Annotated in this window: 18 protein-coding genes; 6 read left to right on the top strand and 12 right to left on the bottom strand. The window is 45.3% G+C overall.

Going from position 1 to position 22,386, the window contains the following annotated elements; all coding sequences use genetic code 11:
* Position 1: 1 nt before the first annotated feature.
* The 5 genes from truA to AMBT_RS05005 all read right to left on the bottom strand — a co-directional run bounded on the left by truA (position 2) and on the right by AMBT_RS05005 (position 9,104).
* On the bottom strand, positions 2–793 hold the full coding sequence (truA, locus tag AMBT_RS05025; protein WP_013783501.1) for a tRNA pseudouridine(38-40) synthase TruA: 792 nt from the start codon (positions 791–793) through the stop codon (positions 2–4).
* Positions 794–854: 61 nt separating this feature from the next.
* A complete protein-coding gene (locus tag AMBT_RS05020) occupies positions 855–5,567 on the bottom strand; it encodes a FimV/HubP family polar landmark protein (protein ID WP_013783500.1) in 4,713 nt (1,570 codons plus the stop codon).
* 421 nt (positions 5,568–5,988) lie between these two features.
* Entirely contained in the window at positions 5,989–7,005 is a 1,017-nt protein-coding gene (locus AMBT_RS05015) for an aspartate-semialdehyde dehydrogenase (RefSeq protein ID WP_013783499.1), read from the bottom strand.
* Between the two features lie 59 nt (positions 7,006–7,064).
* Positions 7,065–8,267, bottom strand: a complete 1,203-nt coding sequence (locus tag AMBT_RS05010) for a 4-phosphoerythronate dehydrogenase (RefSeq protein WP_013783498.1) — start codon at positions 8,265–8,267, stop codon at positions 7,065–7,067.
* A gap of 81 nt (positions 8,268–8,348) precedes the next feature.
* Positions 8,349–9,104 carry a class II aldolase/adducin family protein gene (locus AMBT_RS05005; protein ID WP_013783497.1) on the bottom strand — a complete coding sequence of 252 codons (756 nt, stop codon included), beginning with the start codon at positions 9,102–9,104 and terminating at the stop codon, positions 8,349–8,351.
* Between the two features lie 72 nt (positions 9,105–9,176).
* Between AMBT_RS05005 and AMBT_RS05000 the strand changes: the two genes are divergently transcribed.
* Positions 9,177–9,881, top strand: a complete 705-nt coding sequence (locus AMBT_RS05000) for a Crp/Fnr family transcriptional regulator (RefSeq protein ID WP_013783496.1) — start codon at positions 9,177–9,179, stop codon at positions 9,879–9,881.
* Positions 9,882–10,083: 202 nt separating this feature from the next.
* Here the strand turns inward: AMBT_RS05000 and fabB are convergent, their stop codons facing one another.
* Positions 10,084–11,298: a beta-ketoacyl-ACP synthase I gene (gene fabB / locus AMBT_RS04995; RefSeq protein WP_013783495.1), complete on the bottom strand. Its 1,215-nt coding sequence runs from the start codon at positions 11,296–11,298 to the stop codon at positions 10,084–10,086.
* Between the two features lie 462 nt (positions 11,299–11,760).
* Between fabB and AMBT_RS04990 the strand changes: the two genes are divergently transcribed.
* Both AMBT_RS04990 and mnmC read left to right on the top strand, forming a co-directional pair.
* Positions 11,761–12,780, top strand: coding sequence for a GGDEF domain-containing protein (locus AMBT_RS04990; RefSeq protein WP_013783494.1), 1,020 nt, complete (start codon positions 11,761–11,763; stop codon positions 12,778–12,780).
* A 36-nt stretch (positions 12,781–12,816) separates the two neighbouring features.
* Entirely contained in the window at positions 12,817–14,943 is a 2,127-nt protein-coding gene (gene mnmC, locus AMBT_RS04985) for a bifunctional tRNA (5-methylaminomethyl-2-thiouridine)(34)-methyltransferase MnmC2/FAD-dependent 5-carboxymethylaminomethyl-2-thiouridine(34) oxidoreductase MnmC1 (RefSeq protein ID WP_013783493.1), read from the top strand.
* Positions 14,944–15,098: 155 nt separating this feature from the next.
* On the opposite strand, the gene AMBT_RS04980 is transcribed toward mnmC, so the two are convergent.
* The 6 genes from AMBT_RS04980 to AMBT_RS04955 all read right to left on the bottom strand — a co-directional run bounded on the left by AMBT_RS04980 (position 15,099) and on the right by AMBT_RS04955 (position 19,742).
* Complete coding sequence (locus tag AMBT_RS04980; protein WP_013783492.1) at positions 15,099–15,815, bottom strand: FlgO family outer membrane protein; 717 nt, start codon at positions 15,813–15,815, stop codon at positions 15,099–15,101.
* Positions 15,816–15,817: 2 nt separating this feature from the next.
* Complete coding sequence (locus AMBT_RS04975) at positions 15,818–16,540, bottom strand: FlgO family outer membrane protein (protein WP_193352905.1); 723 nt, start codon at positions 16,538–16,540, stop codon at positions 15,818–15,820.
* 61 nt (positions 16,541–16,601) lie between these two features.
* Positions 16,602–17,315, bottom strand: a complete 714-nt coding sequence (locus AMBT_RS04970) for a FlgO family outer membrane protein (protein WP_013783490.1) — start codon at positions 17,313–17,315, stop codon at positions 16,602–16,604.
* Between the two features lie 432 nt (positions 17,316–17,747).
* Complete coding sequence (locus AMBT_RS04965; RefSeq protein ID WP_013783489.1) at positions 17,748–18,050, bottom strand: YfcL family protein; 303 nt, start codon at positions 18,048–18,050, stop codon at positions 17,748–17,750.
* Between the two features lie 40 nt (positions 18,051–18,090).
* Positions 18,091–19,221, bottom strand: coding sequence for an ATP-NAD kinase family protein (locus tag AMBT_RS04960; protein WP_013783488.1), 1,131 nt, complete (start codon positions 19,219–19,221; stop codon positions 18,091–18,093).
* Positions 19,218–19,742, bottom strand: coding sequence for an elongation factor P hydroxylase (locus AMBT_RS04955; RefSeq protein WP_013783487.1), 525 nt, complete (start codon positions 19,740–19,742; stop codon positions 19,218–19,220). The genes AMBT_RS04960 and AMBT_RS04955 overlap by 4 nt, the downstream gene beginning before the upstream one ends.
* Positions 19,743–19,947: 205 nt before the next feature.
* On the opposite strand from AMBT_RS04955, the gene AMBT_RS04950 reads away from it, so the two are divergent.
* Genes AMBT_RS04950 through AMBT_RS04940 form a run of 3 tightly spaced genes read left to right on the top strand, consistent with a single transcriptional unit; the run spans position 19,948 to position 22,369 of the window.
* On the top strand, positions 19,948–20,664 hold the full coding sequence (locus tag AMBT_RS04950) for a DUF8198 family protein (RefSeq protein WP_013783486.1): 717 nt from the start codon (positions 19,948–19,950) through the stop codon (positions 20,662–20,664).
* A gap of 49 nt (positions 20,665–20,713) precedes the next feature.
* Positions 20,714–21,193 carry an acyl-CoA thioesterase gene (locus AMBT_RS04945; protein WP_013783485.1) on the top strand — a complete coding sequence of 160 codons (480 nt, stop codon included), beginning with the start codon at positions 20,714–20,716 and terminating at the stop codon, positions 21,191–21,193.
* A gap of 3 nt (positions 21,194–21,196) precedes the next feature.
* Positions 21,197–22,369: a retropepsin-like aspartic protease family protein gene (locus AMBT_RS04940; protein WP_013783484.1), complete on the top strand. Its 1,173-nt coding sequence runs from the start codon at positions 21,197–21,199 to the stop codon at positions 22,367–22,369.
* Positions 22,370–22,386: the final 17 nt, after the last annotated feature.

The raw sequence follows: 22,386 nt of genomic DNA, 5'->3' as shown, positions 1-22,386 counted from the left end.
CTTAAGATTCTGGAAGAAAAAGAGGCCCTAGAGGTGATTTTGGTATACCGAAGTGCTCAGGGTAAGTCACATCTACCAAATACAACCCATTAGGTTTGGCGGTGGTAGCGGCTTTTGCACGGTCTTTTAAGGTAAGTAGATGCGCCATCCAATCGACAGGTTGCTCTCCTGCCCCAATGCAAAGCAGTGAACCCGTGATATTACGTACCATGTGATGCAAAAACGCATTCGCACGGATATCTAACACCACATAACGACCTTGCCTATGCACACTCACGCTACTCACGGTTCGGTGAGGCGTTTTGCTTTGGCACAGCGAAGCCCTGAATGTAGTGAAATCGTGCTCCCCTACCAGCGCCTGTGCGGCTTCATGCATTTTTTCTGCGTCTAACTCGCGGTATTCGTGAGTAACACCATTGTGCAGGATAGCAGGTCGCATACGGGAGTTATAAATAACGTAACGATAACGACGATGGGTAGCCGAAAAGCGGGCATGAAAATCATCAGAGACAGGTTTGGCCCAGGTTACGGCTATCGTGTCAGGCATGTTAGCGTTTATACCAAGTGTCCAAGCACGCTCTGGACGCTCTACATCGCTGTCAAAATGAACTATCTGGCCAGTTGCATGTACACCAGCATCGGTGCGACCAGCACAAAATACTATAATAGGCTTATTTGCGATAACGGTGAGTGCTTTCTCTAGGTATTCTTGCACGCTAGCCACGTCTTTTTGACGTTGCCAACCATGTACCGATGCACCATCATACTCGATGCCTAAGGCGATTCGCCCCATGTTTCAAACACCTCTAAATTGAAAAGCCGCTAAGTGTAGTCATACCGCACTCAACATGCAATTAACTGATGGATTTTAAAATACCTTCAGCTTCTTGCTTTTGCTCTTCACTACCCAGATTCATCACATCTTCGAGTAATTCCTTCGCAGCAACGATATCATCCATTTCTAGATAAACCCGTGCGAGGTCGAGGTTAGCGTTTTGCCCTGCATCTTTATCAATATCAATGACATCATCGGCATCATTAACACCGGTGAAATCAGATAGGCTTACGTCTAAATCAAGTTCTGCACTGTCTGGATCTATATCATTGTCTTCACCATCATCCATCAGCGCTTCCACATCCAAGAAATCTTCTGGTGGAGTGCGTGGTTCGGTTTCAGCATCAAGATCCACATCGTTTAGTAGTGCACTTAGATCTAAATCTGGATTGTCAAGCTTAAGTTCAGGCTCGGGACCTTCTTCAAGATTTAGGCTTTCTGTCGATTCAGTGGTGTCAGCTGCAACGCTTGGTTCATCTTCTTGCTCGGATTCAATGCTTTGCAGCAATTCATCAAATTCTGCACCATCTAAATCGTCAAATATCTCTTCTTGTTCTGACTCTTCGGTTCCTGACAACCAGTCATCTAACCCTGGCACATCTTCTAATTCGTCGAAGTCGCTAGGGTCTTTTTCATCGGAAGTAGGCTCTTTATTGGCTGAGGGCTCTTCATTAGCTGAGGGCTCTTCACCGGCTAAAGGCTCTTGATTGGCTAAAGGCTCTTCACTAGCTGAAGGCTCTGGCACCACGCCATCAACTTCATGCTCTAATTCAAATTCATCAATTTCATCAAATGCACTATCAAGAATACTGTCATCGTAATCGTTGCTTTCTGGCTCAGGCTCTGGCTCTTCAGCATCATCGCTTGATTCACCAAATGTAGGAATATCATCCATCATTTGTTTATCAAACGCCGCTAACGCATCGTCAAGTGGATCCGCTTCGGCTTCGGCTTCGGCTTCGGCTTCGGCTTCGGCTTCGGCTTCGGCTTCGGCTTCGGCTTCGGCTTCGGCTTCGGCTTCGGCTTCGGCTTCGGCTTCGGCTTCGGCTTCGGCAAGAGGCTCATCAGCATCTGGCTCGATGTCAAAAGTATCTTCTACATCTTCTTCATCAGCAACATGAGGTTCATCTGGCGCAACGTCTAGACCGGTTTCGATATCAGAATCAAGCTCAGAAAGTAAGTCCTCAGTCAGTAACTCGTCTTCATCACTGTCGCTTTCTACATCGCTGTCGCTTTCTACATCGCTGTCGCTTTCTACATCGCTGTCGCTTTCTTCATCACTGTCGCTTTCTTCGTCGCTGTGGGCACCGTCTACGTCTACTTCTACATTTTCGGGTTCAGCAGACTCGAGAGCATCGTCCCTGTCATCATCACCATCAAAGTCTAGTTGAGCTTCAGCTGGCGGTGCTTCATCTAATATTTCGTCTTCGTTAAACCCGTCAATGTCATCTTGTGACTCGGCTTCTTCTAACGAGGCTATATCTTGTATTTCTGCTTCTGGATCATCAATGACTTGCTCAGCGGAACCTAAAGATTCAAGTTCATCTAGCGGTTCATCATTGCTTAAATCTGTTGCGTCTGTTTCTGACTCATTTGTTTCTGACTCATCTACTGGAAGCGGCTCATCAACATCAATCTCAGCCTCTGAATCACTATCGGCGTTAACGGCCGCTAACAATTCGTCAGCTAATGCATCGTGAGTTTCTTCTTCAGGTACACTTTCTGCTGCCGTCTCTTCCAGCACTTCATCTAGTTCATCTAGTTCGTCTAGTTCGTCTAACAAAGATTCTGTTGCTAGTGTAGTGTCTTCAGGCTCATCTTCAGCAAGCTCGTCTTCGGCGGGTACTTCTTCACCGTGCTCTTCATCGGCGAGTAACTCTTCAACAAGCTCATCATGGGAAGCAGCTTCATCTTCATTGTCTAATGCTAATTCTTCGGGCTCTGGCGCTAGCGCATCGGCCTCAAGTTCTTCATCACTAGAATCATCTTCAGCTAGTGCTTCATCAATAGATAATTCGTCAGCAACATCTTGGTCAGCTTCGTCAAAATCTGATGTTTCTTGCTGCTCGATTTCACTGTCTGTGCTTTCGGCCTCTAAGACTTCATTTTCGGTGGGGCCATTCTCAAGCGCATCGATTTCGGGAGCTTCTTGAGGAACATCAGTTTCATCGCTCAGGTCGTCACTAGATAGTGTTTCATCACTGCCTAGCGGCGCATCGGGCTGAGTCTGTTCAATATCACTGTCGATATCAGCTTCAAGCTCAGCAAGAAGCTCATCTGCAAGCGCATCGCCGGAATCAGTACCTTCATCGGAATCAATATCTGCTTCTAGCTCAGCGAGTAAATCATCAGTAAGTGGATCGTCAAAGTCATCGTCAACTTCTGGTGCTTCAGTAGCCTCAGAGGTTTCTTCTGAATCGTTTTCAAACGCGTCATCTGGTTGATTTTCAGCTTCTAGCTCTGCTAATAAATCATCAGTAAGTGGGTCATCAAAATCGCCATTTTCGTCAAAGGCAGGCTGAGTTTCATCTTCAGAGTCGATTCCCGCTTCAAGCTCGGCAATTAAATCGTCTGTTAATGGGTCGTCAAAATCAGCATTATCATTGTCTGATTCACCATCTATCTGAGCGTCTGCTGATTCGGGCTCTACATCGTCATCATCCGATTCAATGTCAGCTTCAAGCTCGGCCAGCAAGTCATCTGTGAAAGGGTCAGAAAAATCATCATCTGCAGATTCATCTACTTCAGGAGCCAGCTCTTCGTCAGATGCATTTTCATCGAATCCCAACGCTTCTTCACTTTCAGCCTGCAATTCAGAAATTAAGTTATCCGACAAAGGATCAGAGAAATCATCAGCATTCTCCATGTCTTCAACATCAATTTCGTCTAGGTCATCGGTAATACTGTCTAGGCTTTGAATGGCTTGTGGTGAAGGAGCTGAAGCAACAGATTCTATTGTATCCTCTTCGCTTTCGCTGTCTTCGTCACCTTCGTCAAGGCCACCCATCATTTCAATTTGCTCAATCTCGTTAAGCAAATCATCGGTAATACGATCGAGTTCTTGATTCTGCTGATTAATTTCATCATCAAGCTTATCAATCATTTCTTCGTTAATAAGCTCATCTTTACTGTCTAGCTCGTCAAGCAGCGTAGGTTCTGGTGCATTTTGTTCAAGCAAATCATCAATGCTGATCTCAGGCGTTTCGTCTTCGTCATCAACACTGGGTAAGGTGGCAGTATCTTCTTCACTTTCATTCGATGCAGACTGTGCTGCTTCAAAAATGTCGTCAACAGAATCACTCGTTTCAGCTTCTGCCATTGCGCCATCTAAAATATCATCAATATCAAAGTCGTCATCTAAGGCGTCGGGTTCAGACGCATCTGGCGCTTCTTCAATATCGGTTTCGTCTTGTGCTTCGTCTAAATCTTCACCAAGATCTGTATCAAGCGATTCGTCAAAGTTAGCTACGTCGTCATCGTCATCACCAGATAAATCAAACCCTTCTAAACTGCTATCTCCATCTTCACTGAGCTTATCAGACAAATCATCATCATCGAACAAACTGTCTAGCTCATTCTGGTCAAGCTCATCACTGCCCGACTCAAATAAGTCATCGGTATCGTCTTCAGGCACCAACATGTCATCGTCTAGGTCGCCGAAGGTTTCTAAGTCATCATCAAGGCTTTCTTCTAATTCAGACGTAAGCACATCATCAAGCAAGTCGTCGTCGTTGAACAGATCGTCATCCGTCAGCTCCATGCTATCGCCAAGATCTGGCTCTAGTGCACTGGCCAAGTCAGCCATGTCAGTATCTGGTACAGGCACATCATCAGAGATTTCTGGTACTTCTGGTGCTTCTGCAGCTTCAGCTGGTTTGCGTTTCAACAACCACGCAATTAGCCCGCCGACCAATAATAAGGTAATAATGCCGGAGCCTATAATGAGAAGCATTGGGCTAGAAAGCGAACTCCACATCGACTTTTGTTTTTCTGCTTCTCGCTGCATTTGCTCGGCTTTCATCATATCGAGCAGCTCTTGTTGCAGCGCCACTTGCGTATCTATCTGTGTTTTAACATCGCCTTCAACCTGATTACGAAGCTCTTGAAGTTCACCATTAACCTCGTCTACCCGCTCATACAGTTTGCGATTTTCATTTAACAAGGCTTCCACGTTTTCTAAAGACGCAGCAAATTGCATCCGAAGTTCATCAAACTGACGGGTTTGCTCTTGATCTAAACGCGTAATTTTTTGTTCTATATTGGATTGAGTTTGGCTTAAATCGTTTTGATTCACCAAAGGCGCAGGCGGTTTAATATTTCGTACGCTGCTACCAGGTTTGTTTAGCAACTCAGCGAAGGTTCGCTCGTCATTTTCTGCTCGAATTTGTGCTTGTCTTGCATCAATACGAGAAATATACCGTTCTGATGGCAACTTCAGTATTGAACCATCAACCAGTAAATTTAAGTTTTGCTGTTCAAACGCATTGGGGTTCAGCTCATAAATAGCGGACATAACCTGATAAACCGACAGGTTATTATTTTGACGATAACGCTCAGCTATACGCCAAAGGGTATCTTGAGAATCAATGGGGCCGTATTCTAATCCAGAATACTGACTGGTCGCGTTCTTGGGCCCTTTCAGCAGGGTAGCGCGTTCCTGTGCATCGACATTATTGTGGGGGGCTAGTAAACATAAAGTAAGTAAAACTAAGCCCGTCAAATGCAATTTCATAGCAATCCTATATGCCCTCAAGCGTCAACACCACCAAATATCATGGTGGAGATTCGTAGCTAAACCTCTTTTCATTTGCGCTTAAATGCTGCAAACCGGTCCAGCTTTTTATTCTTATCATTTGATAGCGCGTGCGCACGAATGAAAATGCTCTATCAATACAGATTTTCTACATTGCTTACCGCTATTTTTTACCTTTATTGATGTATCGACAACATCACTAAGGCCGGTGGTATTTCCAATCTGGTTTAGGAAACTATAAACCAGTTATTAATGGCAATCTAGTTAGCCCTTCTGTTTTCGGTATCTATTTGTTGAATATCGATATAACTGCTTATCGGCCGAGTAAGCAAAATGTTTACTTACTCGGCGAAATCAATGTCATATGCCCTATTTGAGGCTTTGCTTACTTACCCTATGATTACAGGTAATCGCGAATTAGGGTTTCAGCAATTTGAATACTGTTTGTTGCCGCACCTTTACGGATATTGTCTGACACAACCCAAAGGTTAAGACCACAGGGATGGGTAATATCGTTTCGAATACGTCCAACGTGAACCATATCATTGCCACTAGCACTGCTTACCTGAGTAGGAAACTCGTCGGCAGCATCATAAACTTTAACGCCTGGGGCATCGGCAAGTAATTGTTTAACCTGTTCAGCATCTATTGGCGCGCGAGTTTCTAAGTGAATGGCTTCACCGTGACCATAGAACACTGGCACTCTTACTGCGGTCGCATTAACCAAGATGCTGTCATCACCCATAATTTTTTGTGTTTCCCACACCATTTTCATTTCTTCTTTGGTGTAGTCATTATCTTGAAACGCATCAATCTGCGGAATAACGTTAAAGGCGATTTGACGGCTAAACGCTTTAGTCTCAAGCTCTCGCGCATTTAACAGGCTAGCAGTTTGTTTCACCAGCTCTTCCATCGCTTCTTTTCCTGCTCCCGATACAGACTGATACGTACTGACGTTAATACGGTCAATACCTACAGCATCGTGTATCGGCTTTAGCGCCACCATCATTTGAATGGTTGAACAGTTAGGATTGGCAATAATGTTTCTGTTACGAAAGTCAGCTAATACATGAGCATTAACTTCTGGCACGACAAGCGGAATGTCTGGCTCGTACCTAAATTCAGATGTGTTATCAATAACAATACAGCCTGCATCAGCAGCACGTGGCGCGAATTCCGCAGAAATGCTGCCGCCCGCTGAAAAGAAGCCAAACTGTACCAACGACCAATCGAAAGTATCTGCATCCAACACTTCTACATCTTCGCCCTTGAAGCTAATACTGGTTCCCGCTGAACGTTTGCTGGCTAGTGGATATAAACGATTTACTGGAAAGCCACGCTCTGCCAGTAGTTCTATCATAGTTTGCCCAACTAGACCGGTCGCGCCTAATACGGCAACGTCAAAGGCTTGTGACATAAGTGTTGTTTCTCCTGTAAATAGTATTGCTTAAAAATAAAAGACGTTAGGCTGGCAAGCTAGGCTTGCAACAAAAAACCTAACCCTTTCAATTGCTGTTTAATTCCATCTGATGTGTGACTGGGCAATATCAGCGTGTATGCACTGCATTCCCGTCTTATTCGATAGCTTTTGCGCATAGTAGCAAAGGTGTGGCTAATGCTGGCACTAATTTCTTCGCTTTGCGCACTTTCATTTTGCTGTCTTTTCAACGCTTCCCCTAACTTTTCACGAAACGCTTCATCATCAACACGCAAGTTATAAACCTGTAGCATTAATCCTATCAAATCTTGTTTCGATAATGCAGAAGCTGTCGCAGATGCCAATTCTACTTTAATGGGTTCGACAGCAGACAAATAGTCGCCGAGAGTTTTCGTGTTTGGTTCTTTCAATAAGTTACATATTTGTTCGTAAACATACTGGGTACCACGCACTTTACCCTCAACTGAATGCCCAGCAATATGAGGTGTCATCAACCAACAGTATTGTAATAGTTCAGGATTAATGGCGGGCTCATTTTCAAAAACATCTAACACTACTGTGGGCGCGTTGGGTTGTTTAAGCCTATTTAACAAGGCCAGTTCATCAATCACCTCACCGCGACATGCATTAATTAGCAGCTTATTGCTACCTAGCTGCCCTAGCACATCAGCATTAATCAACTTACCTGTGGTGTGGCGGCCTGTATTCACATAAGGCACATGAAGCGTGATGACATCACAATCGATAATATCTTCAAAATCAACGAAACTACGTGGGTCACCCGACTCATTTAATGGGGGATCGCACAACTTATATTCAATGTTCAATGCCGCTAATCGTTTAGCCAACGCAGTGCCTACATGCCCTGCCCCCACAATACCAACGGTAATAGCATTAATGTCTATTTTACCTGCACGGTCAGCCAAAAATAATGCGCTTAGCACATATTCGGCCACGGCAACGGCGTTACAACCGCCCGCGGAATTCCAGCTGATCCCCTGACTATTAAGCCAGGTTTTATCCATGTGGTTAGTGCCAGAGGTAGCAGTGGTAACGAACTGGAGTTGTGAAGCTTGGCTAAGCAAGGCTTCATTGACTTTGGTAGTGGAACGCACAGCCAAGATATCTACGTTTTTGATATCTTCCGGAGTAAGGGTTTGCCATGCATAACTGCTAACATCGCCTAAGCCGCTGAAGTATTCACGACCTAAAGGGATAGTGTCTTCAAAGAGTATTTTCATGGTGCTAAGTCTACCTCAATCCTTCGGATTAGTAACCTTGAGCACCATTAATCAATACAGTTTTTTAGTCTAATTTAGCGCTTATTCATCGAAACCAGGGAATCGACGAGCAACCCGCCGTTTAATTCCTGGCCACGCTAGGCTTCCACCCGCTTGCTTCGTTACCTCAGACGCTTGGGCACGGATCCCTTGTAAAATAGCAGAATGAATAGGGATTAACTTCTGGCCTGTGGCTTGCGCTTTTAACTGAATTTCGCAGGCTCGCTGAAAGATGAACATAAATAAAAACGCATCAGGAATGTTATCGGCACAGGTAAGCAGCCCGTGATTTCGCAATATCATAAATTGCGTATCACCTAAATCACGAACTAGTCGCGCTTTCTCATCAGGGTTCAAGGCTACCCCTTCATAGGCATGGTAAGACAGCGACGCTAACGGGAACAAAGACTGCTGTGAATACGCTTGCAATCCTTCCTCTAATACTGAAAGCGCTACCCCTTCGGTAGTATGCAAATGCATAACGCACTTCGCATTGTCTCTGGCTTCGTGTACCGCACTGTGAATAGTAAAGCCCGCAGGGTTGATGTCGTACTCACTTTCCATCACCTTGTTACCATGTAAGTCTACTTTCACCAAACTTGATGCAGTAACTTCATCGAACATCATGCCATATGGGTTTATTAAAAAATGGTGTTCGGGCCCCGGCACCCGTGCCGAAATATGGGTAAATATTAAATCGTCCCAGCCATACATGGCCACTGCGCGATAACAGGCGGCTAAATCCACACGGGTTTGCCACTCTTGCTCACTCACTTGTGCTTTTACTTTTGAACTCATCATAGATCTCCTACATTTTTTGCTACCTTACGCCTAAATTACAGGCTAAACTGTCGGATAAACGACACTGTAATGAAAATGTTAAACCAACAATACACTTCAGTTTTAACCAGCTCGATGTGGTTTTCTTCACTCCCTGAAAACTTACAAAGTGCCTTGCTCGATAAAGTGCGTATTCGCCATTTAAAGGCAGGCCAACAATTGCATGCAAAAGGTGAAGAGGGAATTGGCTTTTATGGCCTGTGCGAAGGCCGCCTGCGGGTATTGAACATAGGGGAAAACGGGAAAGAAATGCTATTTGCCTTGCTGGGCCCGGGTACGTGGTTTGGTGAAATATCCTTATTCGATGATTTACCCCGCACTCATAACAGTGTGTGTGAAATCGATACCGTTATTGCCGTTATTCCCAAAGTCGCGTTTAACGCAGTGTTAAAAGCACATCCCGAGCTTTATCCACACTTTGCCCGCCTGCTTTGTTCACGAGTAAGAAGTGCATTTCAATTTATTGATTCCAGCGCAGGGCTAAACTTACAACACCAGCTAATTAAGCGCTTGCTCATGCTAACCACCAGTTATGGTCAGCATTTACCGCAAGACAGTGCCATTACCTTAACCTTGTCGCAAGAATCTTTAGCGCAAATGATAAATAGCAGCCGACAAACCGTAAATCAGCTCTTAGGCGATTTACAAAACCAAGGATTACTGCATTTACATTATGGGAAAATAACGATTAGTCGACCAAGTGCTCTGTTTGCTCTTTTAAAAGATAAAGAGTGAGTTTGACGTACTTCTGCTGGCTTATTAAAAGGTACGAATAAATCTCTGGAAGCAAAAAGGCCCGATGTCAGTAACCTAAATTACCATCATCGAGCCTTTAAAATTAACGGCTGAACGTAAGCTGCTGTTAAGTAGTCTAGTATCAGGTTTGTTTTAAAGCCGACTGTCGACGCTAATTCAAACCAGTTAACTAATTGCTTTATTAACCTTGGTAACGTTGCATCACCAACGTTGCGTTAGTGCCGCCAAAACCAAAACTGTTAGACATCACCGTGTTCAACGTTGCTTCACGTGCTTGTGTCACAATGTCGAGACCATCAGCTGCGTCATCTAATGTGTCAATATTGATTGATGGTGCAATAAAGTTATTTTCCATCATTAATAAGCTGTAAATAGCTTCGTTAACGCCAGCTGCACCTAACGCATGACCTGTTAGTGACTTTGTTGCACTAATTGGCACACCAGATTGGCCGAATACTTCCTGAATAGCCGCCAGTTCTTTTACATCACCTACTGGTGTTGAAGTACCGTGGGTGTTCAAGTAGTCGATGGGTGCAGACACATTCTGCATAGCCATTTTCATACAACGGATTGCGCCTTCGCCTGATGGTGCTACCATGTCGAAGCCATCAGAAGTTGCGCCGTAGCCAACCACTTCACCGTAGATTTTTGCGCCACGGGCTAAGGCGTGCTCAAGCTCTTCCACCACTACCATACCGCCGCCGCCTGAGCTAACAAAGCCATCGCGTGCTGCATCATAAGTACGTGATGCTACTGAAGGGTTGTCGTTATATTTAGAACTCAGTGCGCCCATGGCGTCGAACTGACTTGACAGTGCCCAGTGCAATTCTTCACCGCCACCTGCAAATACAACGTCTTGCTTACCCAGTTGAATAAGCTCCATGGCGTTACCAATACTATGCGAACTGGTGGCACACGCTGATGCGATTGAGTAGTTCACACCACGAATTTTAAATGGCGTAGCAAGACACGCTGAAACCGTAGAGGCCATACAACGTGGCACCATATAAGGACCCACACGTTTTACGCCTTTTTCACGCAGAATGTCTGCCGAAAGTACTTGGTTTTCAGAAGACGCGCCGCCAGAGCCAGCAATAATGCCGGTGCGATCGTTTGAAATGTCGCTATCTTCAAGGCCTGAATCTTCAATGGCTTGTTGCATTGCAACATAAGCATAGGCCGCTGCATCACCCATAAACCGCATCGCTTTGCGGTCGATGTGCTCTTTAAGGTCGATATCGATATTACCCCACACTTGGCTTCTTAAGCCCATCTCAGCAAACTGCTCAGAGTGTGTAATACCTGACTTACCTGCTTTTAATGAAGCAAGTACATCTTGTTTATTGACGCCGATGCTTGAAACAATTCCAAGACCGGTGATAACTGCTCTTCTCATAGTTTACCCTTTGCGTTGATGCGGCTATGGTAACGATTTTGATTGGTAAAGTGGTCTGCTTTGCAGCTTAAGACCCAGCACTTCACTTTTTCTAACCGCATCCTGATGCATTTGCTTTAATTATTCTTGCGCCACGTGAATTGCTTCATGCAATGTATCATGAAAGGCACATTCAAATACTAGAAGAAAATAGCAAGTTCACAAAAGCTTCACTAAATTCTTAAACAATGCACGGGGTTTGACGGCAAGACCAATGCTTTGATGATTATCGATATACTTGTTTAATTTCATCAAACTGGTCACATCTCTTATCCATTCGTCTATCTTTAACAATTAAGATAAACACATTGAGTCAATTCAGATAACATTGTGTCGTGTCACTATGCTCCTGCGCCCTCTACTATGTGCAGTTCTTGAAAGATAAAAATCTTTAGTCAAATTTGTAAGGGAATACACATCACCATGGCCACTTCTAACTTGTGGGGCAATGAACTCGAGTTTCGTCGAACGGTATTAAGCGTTGTTCTACTTGTTATCATTGTTGCGGGTGTCATTTTCACTATCAATAATTGGATTGTAGGTCACAGAGTATTAGCGTTTGTTGAGTTACTGGTTGTTGTTCTTTCCCTCGCTATTTTAGCGATCCATAAAAAGACAACGAACCTAAAATTATGGTCTTCCGTATTTTTATTTGCCCTATATACGGTTATTCTTATTGGCATTCTTACCGCTTCATTTACCTCAGCGCTGTACAGTTGGCTATTCATTGTGCCAGTTCTTTCCTATTTGTTGTTGGGCACCCAATTAGGCACCATCTACTCTGTATTATATGTATTATCAGGCTGCGGCATCTTGACCTACCGACATATTGTGCATAATCCCGACACACCCGTCATTGCCATTGTCAATATTGCCTTAACGCTTACTGCTATTTGGGCGTTATCTTATACCTATGAACGAAAACGGGCAGAGACCGTCAAACGTTTGCAGGAAATGGCCTCATTAGACCCGCTCACAGGGCTGAACAACCGCTTGCTTCTAGGCTCAATTTTCGACATGCTCTGCGAAACCTTGCCCGAAAAACAAAAATCTGTCTCTATGGTGTTAGTCGATCTTGACCATTTCAAGAAGGTAAACGATAGATATGGCCATGGCGTAGGAGATGCAGTACTGGTTGACGTATCACGAATTATCAATAGTATGCGCAGACGAAACGATTGCGCTTTTCGATTCGGCGGCGAAGAGTTTTGTTTACTTGTACCTGATGTTACGCCTTCTCAGGCTCATAGCATTGCAGAGCGCTTACGGCATTCAGTTGAACACACGTTAAGCGCAGAAGGCTTTGATGCGAAAATGACCGTAAGTATCGGCGTGGCCCGCTGGCCTGAAAATGGTGACGCGTTGTCTCAAATTTACAAGGTCGCCGACGAGAGGCTGTATAAAGCCAAAGAACAAGGTCGCAATCAGACTGTCTCTGAATAGTTAGTTATCAACTGCATAAAGAGTTAAATTACACCGGTGAAATCTCAACAAGCAAGCGTGCATTTCAATGAAAACGGCACGCCTGTCGCCGACCATTTTGGCGACGTATACTTTTCCAATGACAGTGGCATTAATGAAACCCAATATGTATTTATGGCTGGAAATAGCATTGTTGAACGCTGGCAGGCACATAGCAACCCTAGCTTTGTGATTGCTGAAACCGGCTTTGGCACTGGGCTTAACTTTCTGGTTGCCATGCAAGCGTTTAAACACTTTAGAAACGCCAATCCCAGCCACCCGCTTAAACAATTATTCTTTTTAAGTACGGAAAAATTCCCACTACCCAAACCAGATATGGAAAAGGCATTACTGTCGTTTCCCGCTTTGAAAGAAGAAGCTACCGCATTAAGTACGCGCTATCCCATGGAGTTAGATGGGTGTCATAGGCGTCATTTCGATGAATTTGATACCACGTTGGATTTGTGGATTGGGGATGTACACGATTTATTGCCTCAATGGCATAGCCCAACAGCCGGGCTGATTGATGCATGGTTCTTAGATGGTTTTGCCCCCAGTAAAAACCCTGACATGTGGGCCGACACGTTGTTTGAGCAAATGGCGCGGTTGTCTAAAGTAGGTGCTACCTTCGCCACCTTTACAGCAGCGGGTTTTGTAAAACGTGGATTGGCTGCCGCTGGATTTACCGTATCAAAACGTAAAGGCTTTGGTAGAAAACGCGATATGTTGGTGGGTGTTTATGAAACAGAAGCCGCGTCGACATTAGCTGAAAAGCGCGCCTTCGAAGGCCCCTACTATCGTTACACCCAAGCTGCTATTGCTCCTAAAAGCCACGTTATTGTGGTGGGCAATGGCCTCGCGGCAGCTACGGTGACACTTTCTTTAGCTAAGCGCGGCATTAACGTTACGGTATGTCATGATCAAGAGGCTTTAGCGACAGGCGCATCGGGCAACCCACAAGGGGGATTTTTCCCTCAGCTTCATTCCGAGGCCAGTATTGCCAGCCGTATTCAAGCCCATAGCTTTTTGTATGCTTCGCATATTTACCACACCCTGCTTGATGATAACGATACCTCAACAAATACTGCGTTGAAAAAAACGCCTGTGGCGCACGACTTTTGCGGTGTTGCGCAGCTTAACTTTAACGAGAAGGTCGCCGTTCGGCAGAAAAAACTGGTGGCTAATGGTGTATGGCCAGAGGCGTTAATCAAACCAATAAGCCCTGAGGCGCTATCGGAAAAAGCGAGCATTGCCTTACCTTATGATGGACTGTTTATAGAGCAAGGGGGCTGGATATCGCCACCTGACTTAGTGCGAGCGCTAATTGAACAAGCAAAACAGTACGCAGATGTGACCGTATTATGTCACCATGAATACCTTTCTCACACTGTATTGAATGACAGTGACAAAGCATCATTATCGGATGCGCTCGCCCAAGCCCACCACCTTGCCGTGGAGTTTAGTGTAACGGCGGGCATAGAGGATTCATCACATAATAAGACCCTGTATGCTGATCATCTTATTTTGGCCACAGGTGCTGGTGCTGTGGGCAGTAGTGCCTTTGCTTCGTTACCGCTTCGCCCCGTGCGCGGGCAAGTAGAAGCCATTACTACTCAAGCGCCCATAAACGCATTAACCACTGTGATATGCCACAAAGGCTATATGACTCCAGCATTGAATAACCGACATGCGCTTGGCTCAACCTACATCAAAAACGACCTATCTACAGAAGTACGAGCTCAGGAAAGTGAACAAAACCTGCAAACCCACCAGCAAGCCATGGCGAATACCGATGTTGTACAACAGCTCAAGCATGATGGCGAAGCAAGGGCGGCCACGCGGTTAGGTTCACCAGATCATCAACCTGTGTCTGGTATGCTTGCAGATTTTTCGGCACTTAAAACTCAATATGTTGGGTTGTCGTTAGGTAAGCCGCTTTATACCGCTGCCCCGTTGCCAGCAACTCCAGTAAGCACATTATGCTGCTTAGGGTCACGCGGCCTCACTACCGCGCCTTTAATGGCGGAATTATTAGCAAGCACGTTAACTCATGAGCCTTTGCCGTTAAACAACGACTTGTGTCAGGCGGTACATCCTGCACGGTTTATGGTGAGAGACTGTATACGAAGTATCTTTGATGAATAGCGATGGCTTTTATCGCTATTTTTAAGCAGCAATTTTTTAAGCTGCAATAAAAAAGCGCAGTGCTGAACGCCTATTTTACTGGGCCACTTCAGACTGCGCTTTTTTGTTTAATTCGATTGTCACCGGCAGTTAAAAACTCACCAATCCGTAACGCCTTATTGTACTGGCACCTGCGCCGTTAAGCCTTTATTTAAATCGGTCACGATGAACGCGGGAATATAGATGTTCGCACTGGCAACAACTTGCTTGTTTTGCATTGAGACAATACGGGCATTAATGCGAACGCCCCTGTCGTCTTCAATAATAGTGCCTGTCACTACATGGTCCATCGACACTTGCTTGGCCAGTGCATTCGCTTTTCGGCTTAATACAAAATCACCAAAGGGCGTTACTGTCACGCCACCAGCCATTTTAAAGTCTACAATGGCTAGCCCAAATTCTTGAAGTTCGGCAATAAGGTATTCAGAAAGTTGATTTCCTAACACCGTGCTATCACCTAAAGATTCATTCAAGCGCACAAAACTGGTCACCCCCACCATGTCTTGCTGTGTAAGGCGGGTTGCGTTATCCATTAAGTCCATCGCCAATTGCGATGCGTAGTCATTTAAGCGTTTGTGGGTTTGTGAAGGAGAAAAACCTTGGTGCAAAGGGTCTCTGTAGCCTGGATCCACAGCAATGTGCTGCTGATATTCACGGTCGCGAGAGTCTGGGTGGTACTCAAGGCCTGATCCCCTTGGCACAGGAACAGGCTCAGCAGAGTGAGAAATTTCTCCGTCATCACCTAGCCAAAAAGAGCCGATTGATTCAGTACTGGTACACGCGGTGAGGTTAGCGACTACCCCCATTGCCAGCAAAGCAATAAGCCTTTTCATGATTAACCTCTACTTAATTTTACGCCATCACGCATGCCGTTCTTTTGGCTACCGTCGCTAGGGATTAACGCTTCTACCACATAAAATGGCACTAGCATTTGTGCACTCGCCACTACCGCGCGAGATTCTATGCCCAAAATTCTGGCGTTAACTAACACGCCGCCCTGGTGTTTAGCCATGGTGCCCGTAAGTACGTAATCTATGGGTAAACTGCTGCTTAATTCTAAATAGTCGCGGCTAAGAACGAAGTCGCCACCGTCGGTAATACGAATGTAGTCTGTGGCTTTAAAATCGATAACGGGCACACGAAATTTATGCAGTTCGTGAACAAATGACTCTGCCATTTGCTTACCTAGTAAATCCGTTTCTTGCAGATTGGTATCAATTAGCGCGAAATGCGTTACACCAATAGGCGTTTTTTCATTCACATATTCCATGTTCGCGATAAGGTCTTGGGTCATATTTTTGACGTAATCACCAATATGCTTAGTGAGCGGCCGACCTTTGTAAGCCCCTTGAACACTTGAATAAAGCGTAGGTTGGCCTATGGCGCCAAACGCATCCATACCCTTGTGCTCGTTTGACTGTTCGTCATCATCTTCTTTTTGCGGCGAAGGGCGGTCTATCGCCATAATGTCTACTACGTTCATGGCCGGTCGAGACGTTTCTTCAACTGCCACTTCTTCTTCGCCTAACATCATAGAGCAACCGCTCAGGGCTAGCATTGATGTTGCTAGGATACATGCCGTACATTTAGCCGTGCATTTAAATAGTGCGTTCATCCCGTTACCTTCCACCTTCAGTTCTGTAGAGTCGACCATTACGGCTCGTTACTCGCTCTTCTTCCCAGAAAATCTCCGCCGGGAAAAAGCGGGTAGCTGCCGCCACCACGTCTTTATTTCTTACGTTGATAATTCTTGCGTTAACCACAGCCCCAGACTGTTGGTAAACCAAGGTACCCGTTATGTAGAAATCGACCCGTTCAATATCGGACAATTGGTCGATATTGCGCGTAAGTACTCTATCGCTTTCGTCATTAACAATTATATCGTTCGAAAGCTTAAATTCTTGAGTAGTAAAACCACGTTTTGTGGCTTCGGTCATCATACCCTGCTCTAATTGATGCCCTAACATCATCAATGGATGTTGATCATTCTTGTTGTATTTCATGGTATCAACAGGCACAAATCCCGCCACGGCATAGCGCGCTTGCCTAGAAGGTCTCAAATCGGCAAACAGCTCATTGGCTAAAATGTAGGTGTGATATTCAACATTCCCAAGGGCAGGAACCGCTAAGGGATCAGACTGTGACATTTGGGCTTTGGCATCGTCCGACGATTGGCAACCACCAACAATGGCAAGTATGAGTCCGACAGACAGCACTCGCGAAGTGTTGCGCAAGATACAGCGAAAGGTACAGCGCACCGTGCAGTACCCTGCTATTTTGGGTGCGTTACTAGCGCTACGCTTGTAACTCGCAAGTTGAATTAAACCGAACATATATTCACCTAGAAATAAGCCATTTGTAAAAAGCGCGTTACGTCACACTTGTTGTCTTTTCTTATCAACAACAAGATTAGCAATATTCGCACCACAACCTGTGGGGGCGTGTCATGTAGCGCGTAAAGTCTGAGAAAAGGTAAACGCTGAAAAGTGCCGAACTAAAGCAAGCGATGTCAGAAGGCTTGTAAAACTAAGCCGTAAGCCGCATTACTCCGCTACTTGGCGCTTAGAGGGAAAATATTGTTTTTAGCTAACGTTAGAAAAGGAACGCCAATCAACGTGGCTGGGTGTTTAAAATAACACCAACGATTGAGAGAAAGTGAGGGTGCCTAAGCGGCAAAGCCATGCCGCTTTCAGGCGTAATTTGCCGGATAATTATTCCGTTTCCAGATTCCACGCATAGCGCTTTGTTGTGCGACATTTTGGCGCTTAGCTGCGCGCCTGGTCAAATAATCGTGACCAAAGGCGCTTAACCTGCGCAGCATCATCGCCCTCTAGTTCTTTGTTGTTAAATGCGGCTTGCAAGCTTGCTGCCATATCTGAATCTAGTTGCTGCATAGTTGCGCTGCTTTGCATTTCTAGCTGACGAGACACCACGGCGAAATGGCCTTGTAAGTAACTGGCTGTAAACAGCTCATCGTCACTACCATGATTAACTACATCATCTAACGCAGCCTCTATCGCTGCAATTTGGTTTACTACTTGTTGGGGGGCTGAAGCCGGAGGTAACACGTATTTCTCCTAATCTTAAACGTAATCTAAAATTTCTAAACTATTCGGCGTTATAAAGAACCTTGTCTTTGTAACCGGTAATAATGGTGAACGCACCTTGTAGCGATGCATCTAACTCAGCATCGCCAGAATCTAATCGTAATGGTTTGTTACCAAGCGATTGTAACTTCTGTTTAGTCGCAACAACCCGCATATTTTGTTTGCCGATAGCGCGGATAAAGTCTGGACTAAGCTGCTGATTTCCACGCCCCAAAATATGACCTTGCCCACCAATAACGGTTAATACCACTTGGGTTGGCTTTCCTTGGGTAAGCGAAAGCAATTCAGATGCAGTTACATCGCTAGCTACAAGCGTTTTATCCAGCACTACATCAACACCTAGTAAGGTATTTTCTAAACCCAGAAACTCCATAACCGCGCCAACGGTAGAGCCCGACCCCATAACAAAATAGGTGTCTGGGTTGTCGTCCATTAATTCGCTAATGGTAGCGGCAATATCATCGAGGACTAGCGCCTCGTCCTCTTTACCACCCATTTTTACGGCTTGCACGTAGGTTAGTTCGGCGGGCACTCGCATCTCGCCATAGTGTTTTGCTATCACTTTTCCGGTTCGAAATGCGTTTTCATCGATATCTCGCACTTCGCCTTCCATCACACTGACAATTTCGCCCTTGATCATTTGGCTAATGACCTGTCCTGCGGCAGACGGAGTCACGCAGTACACGCCCGAGTGGATTTTACATCCCGCCGGCACACCTAACACCGGCACTTTTTCACCCACAACTTTACACACATTGCGGGCAGTACCATCGCCACCAGCAAATAAAATAACATCAAGATTACAGTTAAGGAAAGCCTGTACAGCACGCTCGGTATCTTCCCCTTCTGTTTGTTGCGATGCACTCTTGTACACCACCTCAAAGGGTAATCCTAACGATGCACACACGTCTTCGCCCATTTCTCCAGCGGCGGTAACGATAGTGAACTGTTCTGACAAGGCCTCTACTATAGACAGCGCTTTAGCCATTTTTTCGTTAGCTTTTTTTTCAGCGCCCATTGCTAACGCCTTTTCACGCACATCGGCACCGTCACTGCCTTTTAATGCAAGCGCGCCGCCTATACCTGCAAAAGGGTTAACTACCACACCTAATCGAAATACCGGCTTGTTCATTGGGTTACTGCGCTCCCGTTAATTTCTGTGTGTTTTTTTAAAGCATCGATAAAGCGTGCCGCCCTTGGGGGGAAGCCATTGTTTTTATACCACGCTAACTGGGCTTCTACATTTTTAGTGAAACCTTTTCTATCGGGCTCTGCACCATTTAAATTATCGGTACTCACTTGAAATTGGCGCCCTGCAGCTTCGCTAAACGCCCACTCAATAGCTTGCGGCTTAATCTCTACACTTTCAAATTCAGCTTGCTGCTTGGCATCTCGCCCATCAGGGCAATACCAATAACCGTAATCTTCAAGTAAACGACGTTTCTCACCCGCCACACACCAGTGGGCAATTTCATGCAGCGCGCTGGAAAAGAAGCCGTGGGCAAATACAATACGATGATAGGGAATATCTTCATTGGCGGGAAGATAAACAGGCTCGTCGTCACCTAATACCAGCTTCGTTTGAAAGTCGGTAAAGGTGCTGTTAAACAAAGTAATTAGCGCAGGTACGTCAGGGTCTATCTCATTCCCCACGCTGAAAAACTCCTGCAGCGAGTGAATAAGTTAGCCGTGTTATATTGCACCAAGTACTAAAATTCAAAGACGTTTCCCGTTAGCCATACATTTAAGGGCGGGTATTATAACAGTGAAAATATGGCGGGAATAGGCTTAGCGGCTTGCATGCGCCACTCGCTTGCGTCAAGCTAGTATTAAAGCACTACGGAAGGATGTTATTTGCGTGCCACAGAATATCGTTAAGCATATACACAGAGTGAATGCGCTTCGAGACCTAGCGCTTAAAGTGGGTATTATGGATAGTATTCACGAACTTCAGCACTGGCAATGCGAGCGCCTGCTGGTGTCTCACGATGATTTAGCCAAACAAGCGCGTTATCAAAAAGCCATGCAATTTTTTGTAGATGAACTGTATGGCCCAAAAGATTTCAGCCAGCGTGACGCTGATTTAATCCGCGTTATCCCTAAGCTTGCTAAAGTGCTTCCTGACAAAGCTATGAACGCTATGAACGATGCGTTGGCACTTAACGCCCTGTCATTCGATTTAGATATGCAGATGGTCCATCAACTCAAAGGGGCACCACTAAATCGTGACAGTTACGCCCTAGCCTACCGCAATACGGGCCGGCAGCAAGACAGGCAACGCCAACTCGATATTATTGCGCACCTTGGCGATCAACTCGGCGATGTGATTAAAATTCGCGGGATTGGTATGTTAATTAGCTTATCAAGACGCCCCGCCAAACTAGCTGGACTGCTGTCGCTGCACGAACTACTAGAAAATGGCTTTCACTCATTTAAAGCCATCGGCGATGTGCAAAGCTTTATTCATCCTGTACTTGAACGAGAAGAAGCACTGATGCATGTGTTGTTTGATGAGTCAGTCCCCTTGCCAGAAGATAACCCGCTTCCTATCGTTTCTACTAATTTAACAGCCTGATGTGGTCTTCTACACGGTCGCACCAAGGTAGCAACTGAGTTTACCCCGAATGCCAGAGTCTTTATTACCATGGCGATATCAATCGCCCTTTATCAAATCTTGGCAAATAGATGCTAGTCACTTAGATCACTATAACCACGTTAATAATGTGGCTTACTTAACCCAAGTAGAAGCATTGGCGTGGGCCCATTCAAATTCACTCGGATTGCAGTTTTCTGACTATCAGTCGCTCAACCGCGCCATGGTGATTAAACGCCATGAACTTGATTACCACCTGCCCTCTCACGAAGGTGACAATCTACAATGCGCAACGTGGATTGTGAGTTGTGATAACAAGCTAACCCTAAAACGACACTTTCAATTTATTTGTGAGCGCAGACAAAAAACCGTATTTGAAGCACTAACCACTTTTGTTTGCGTTAGCCTAGATAGTGGCGCACCCAAGCGTTTGCCCGAACCCTTTAAGGAAATTTATGGTAATGCATGCATTGAATCTAGCCTTCAACTGCAAAGCACGGGGGAAATATAAGCGATGAACAAAGGGTTGTTAGCGTGTTTATTTGTGGTGCTTGCTGCATCTTTGCTGTTAAACGGCTACCTGTTTCTTTCGTTGAACCAAGCGGTAGAAATAGCGGCGACGAACAAAGCGTCGCTTATTCAATCTTCAGCCAACCTAAATAGCTATAAAGACGTGCCCGCTACAGATAAACGTAATGCGGAAACTAACAGTGATGTGTACGACGGGTCAAAAAGAGAACTTCAAGTCACCAATAACTACATTCATGAACTAACCCTACTGTTAAACAGCGGTAATTACGCTTTACTCAAGCAACAATTAAATAGCGCACTACAACAATTTCCCACCGATGAAAGCTTATTGTTGCTTGAGGCTGAATTAATTGTAAGAACACAGCCGCTATCAGATGCGCTTATACACTTTCATGATTTAGCAGAATTGCCGTTTTCGCCAGCCAGCAAAGCCAAGGTTGAAAAGCGAATTGCCAACCTTTACGACACTGCTCAAAACGAGCTTTCCGCTAGCGGTCAATGGGACTTACTGGCAAACTTAAATGAACCCTTATTTCAGCGGGTGCCTGATAACAGGCAGTATATTCTTCAACTTGCTGAGGCTTATGCCAGGCAACAGAAAGTGACGCTGATGGAAGATGTACTGGCAAGCCTTTCTTATAACGATAGCCAAGCCAATGCGATACGGAATATCGCGTACAGTGAAAGTAATCTTGATGACCCGAATAGTACTGACGAGCGCGGTGCTCGCAACAAACTACTTGGAAACGATGTTACCCGCGTAGCACTTGTACGAGACGGCGATCAGTACCGTGTGGGAGTAAAAGCCCTTAATCAACAAGCTGACATGGTGCTAGATACCGGTGCCACCACAACCGCCATCACCACAGATTTATTCAGCCGCTTAGGTGGGCTACGTCGCCTTACTTTTATTGGTAATTTTGATGTAAACACTGCCTCTGGCACCATCAGTGCGCCGTTGGTACAAATCCCTACTTTTTATTTTGCAGGCTTCCGTTTTGATGATGTTTCAGCGCTAGTGCTCCCCGTCGATGCGTTGCCTAGCGCAGATGGGCTGTTAGGCATGAATATTTTAGGTAAATTCGACTTTTCCATTAGCCCCCAAGATAGCGAGCTTACCTTAAAAGTACGAGAAGAAAGCAATGTCCCAGATTAGACCGAATACATTCCGCC

Source organism: Alteromonas naphthalenivorans (assembly GCF_000213655.1).
Classification (GTDB): Bacteria; Pseudomonadota; Gammaproteobacteria; order Enterobacterales; family Alteromonadaceae; genus Alteromonas; species Alteromonas naphthalenivorans.
This window is presented reverse-complemented; position numbering and strand designations above follow the sequence as displayed.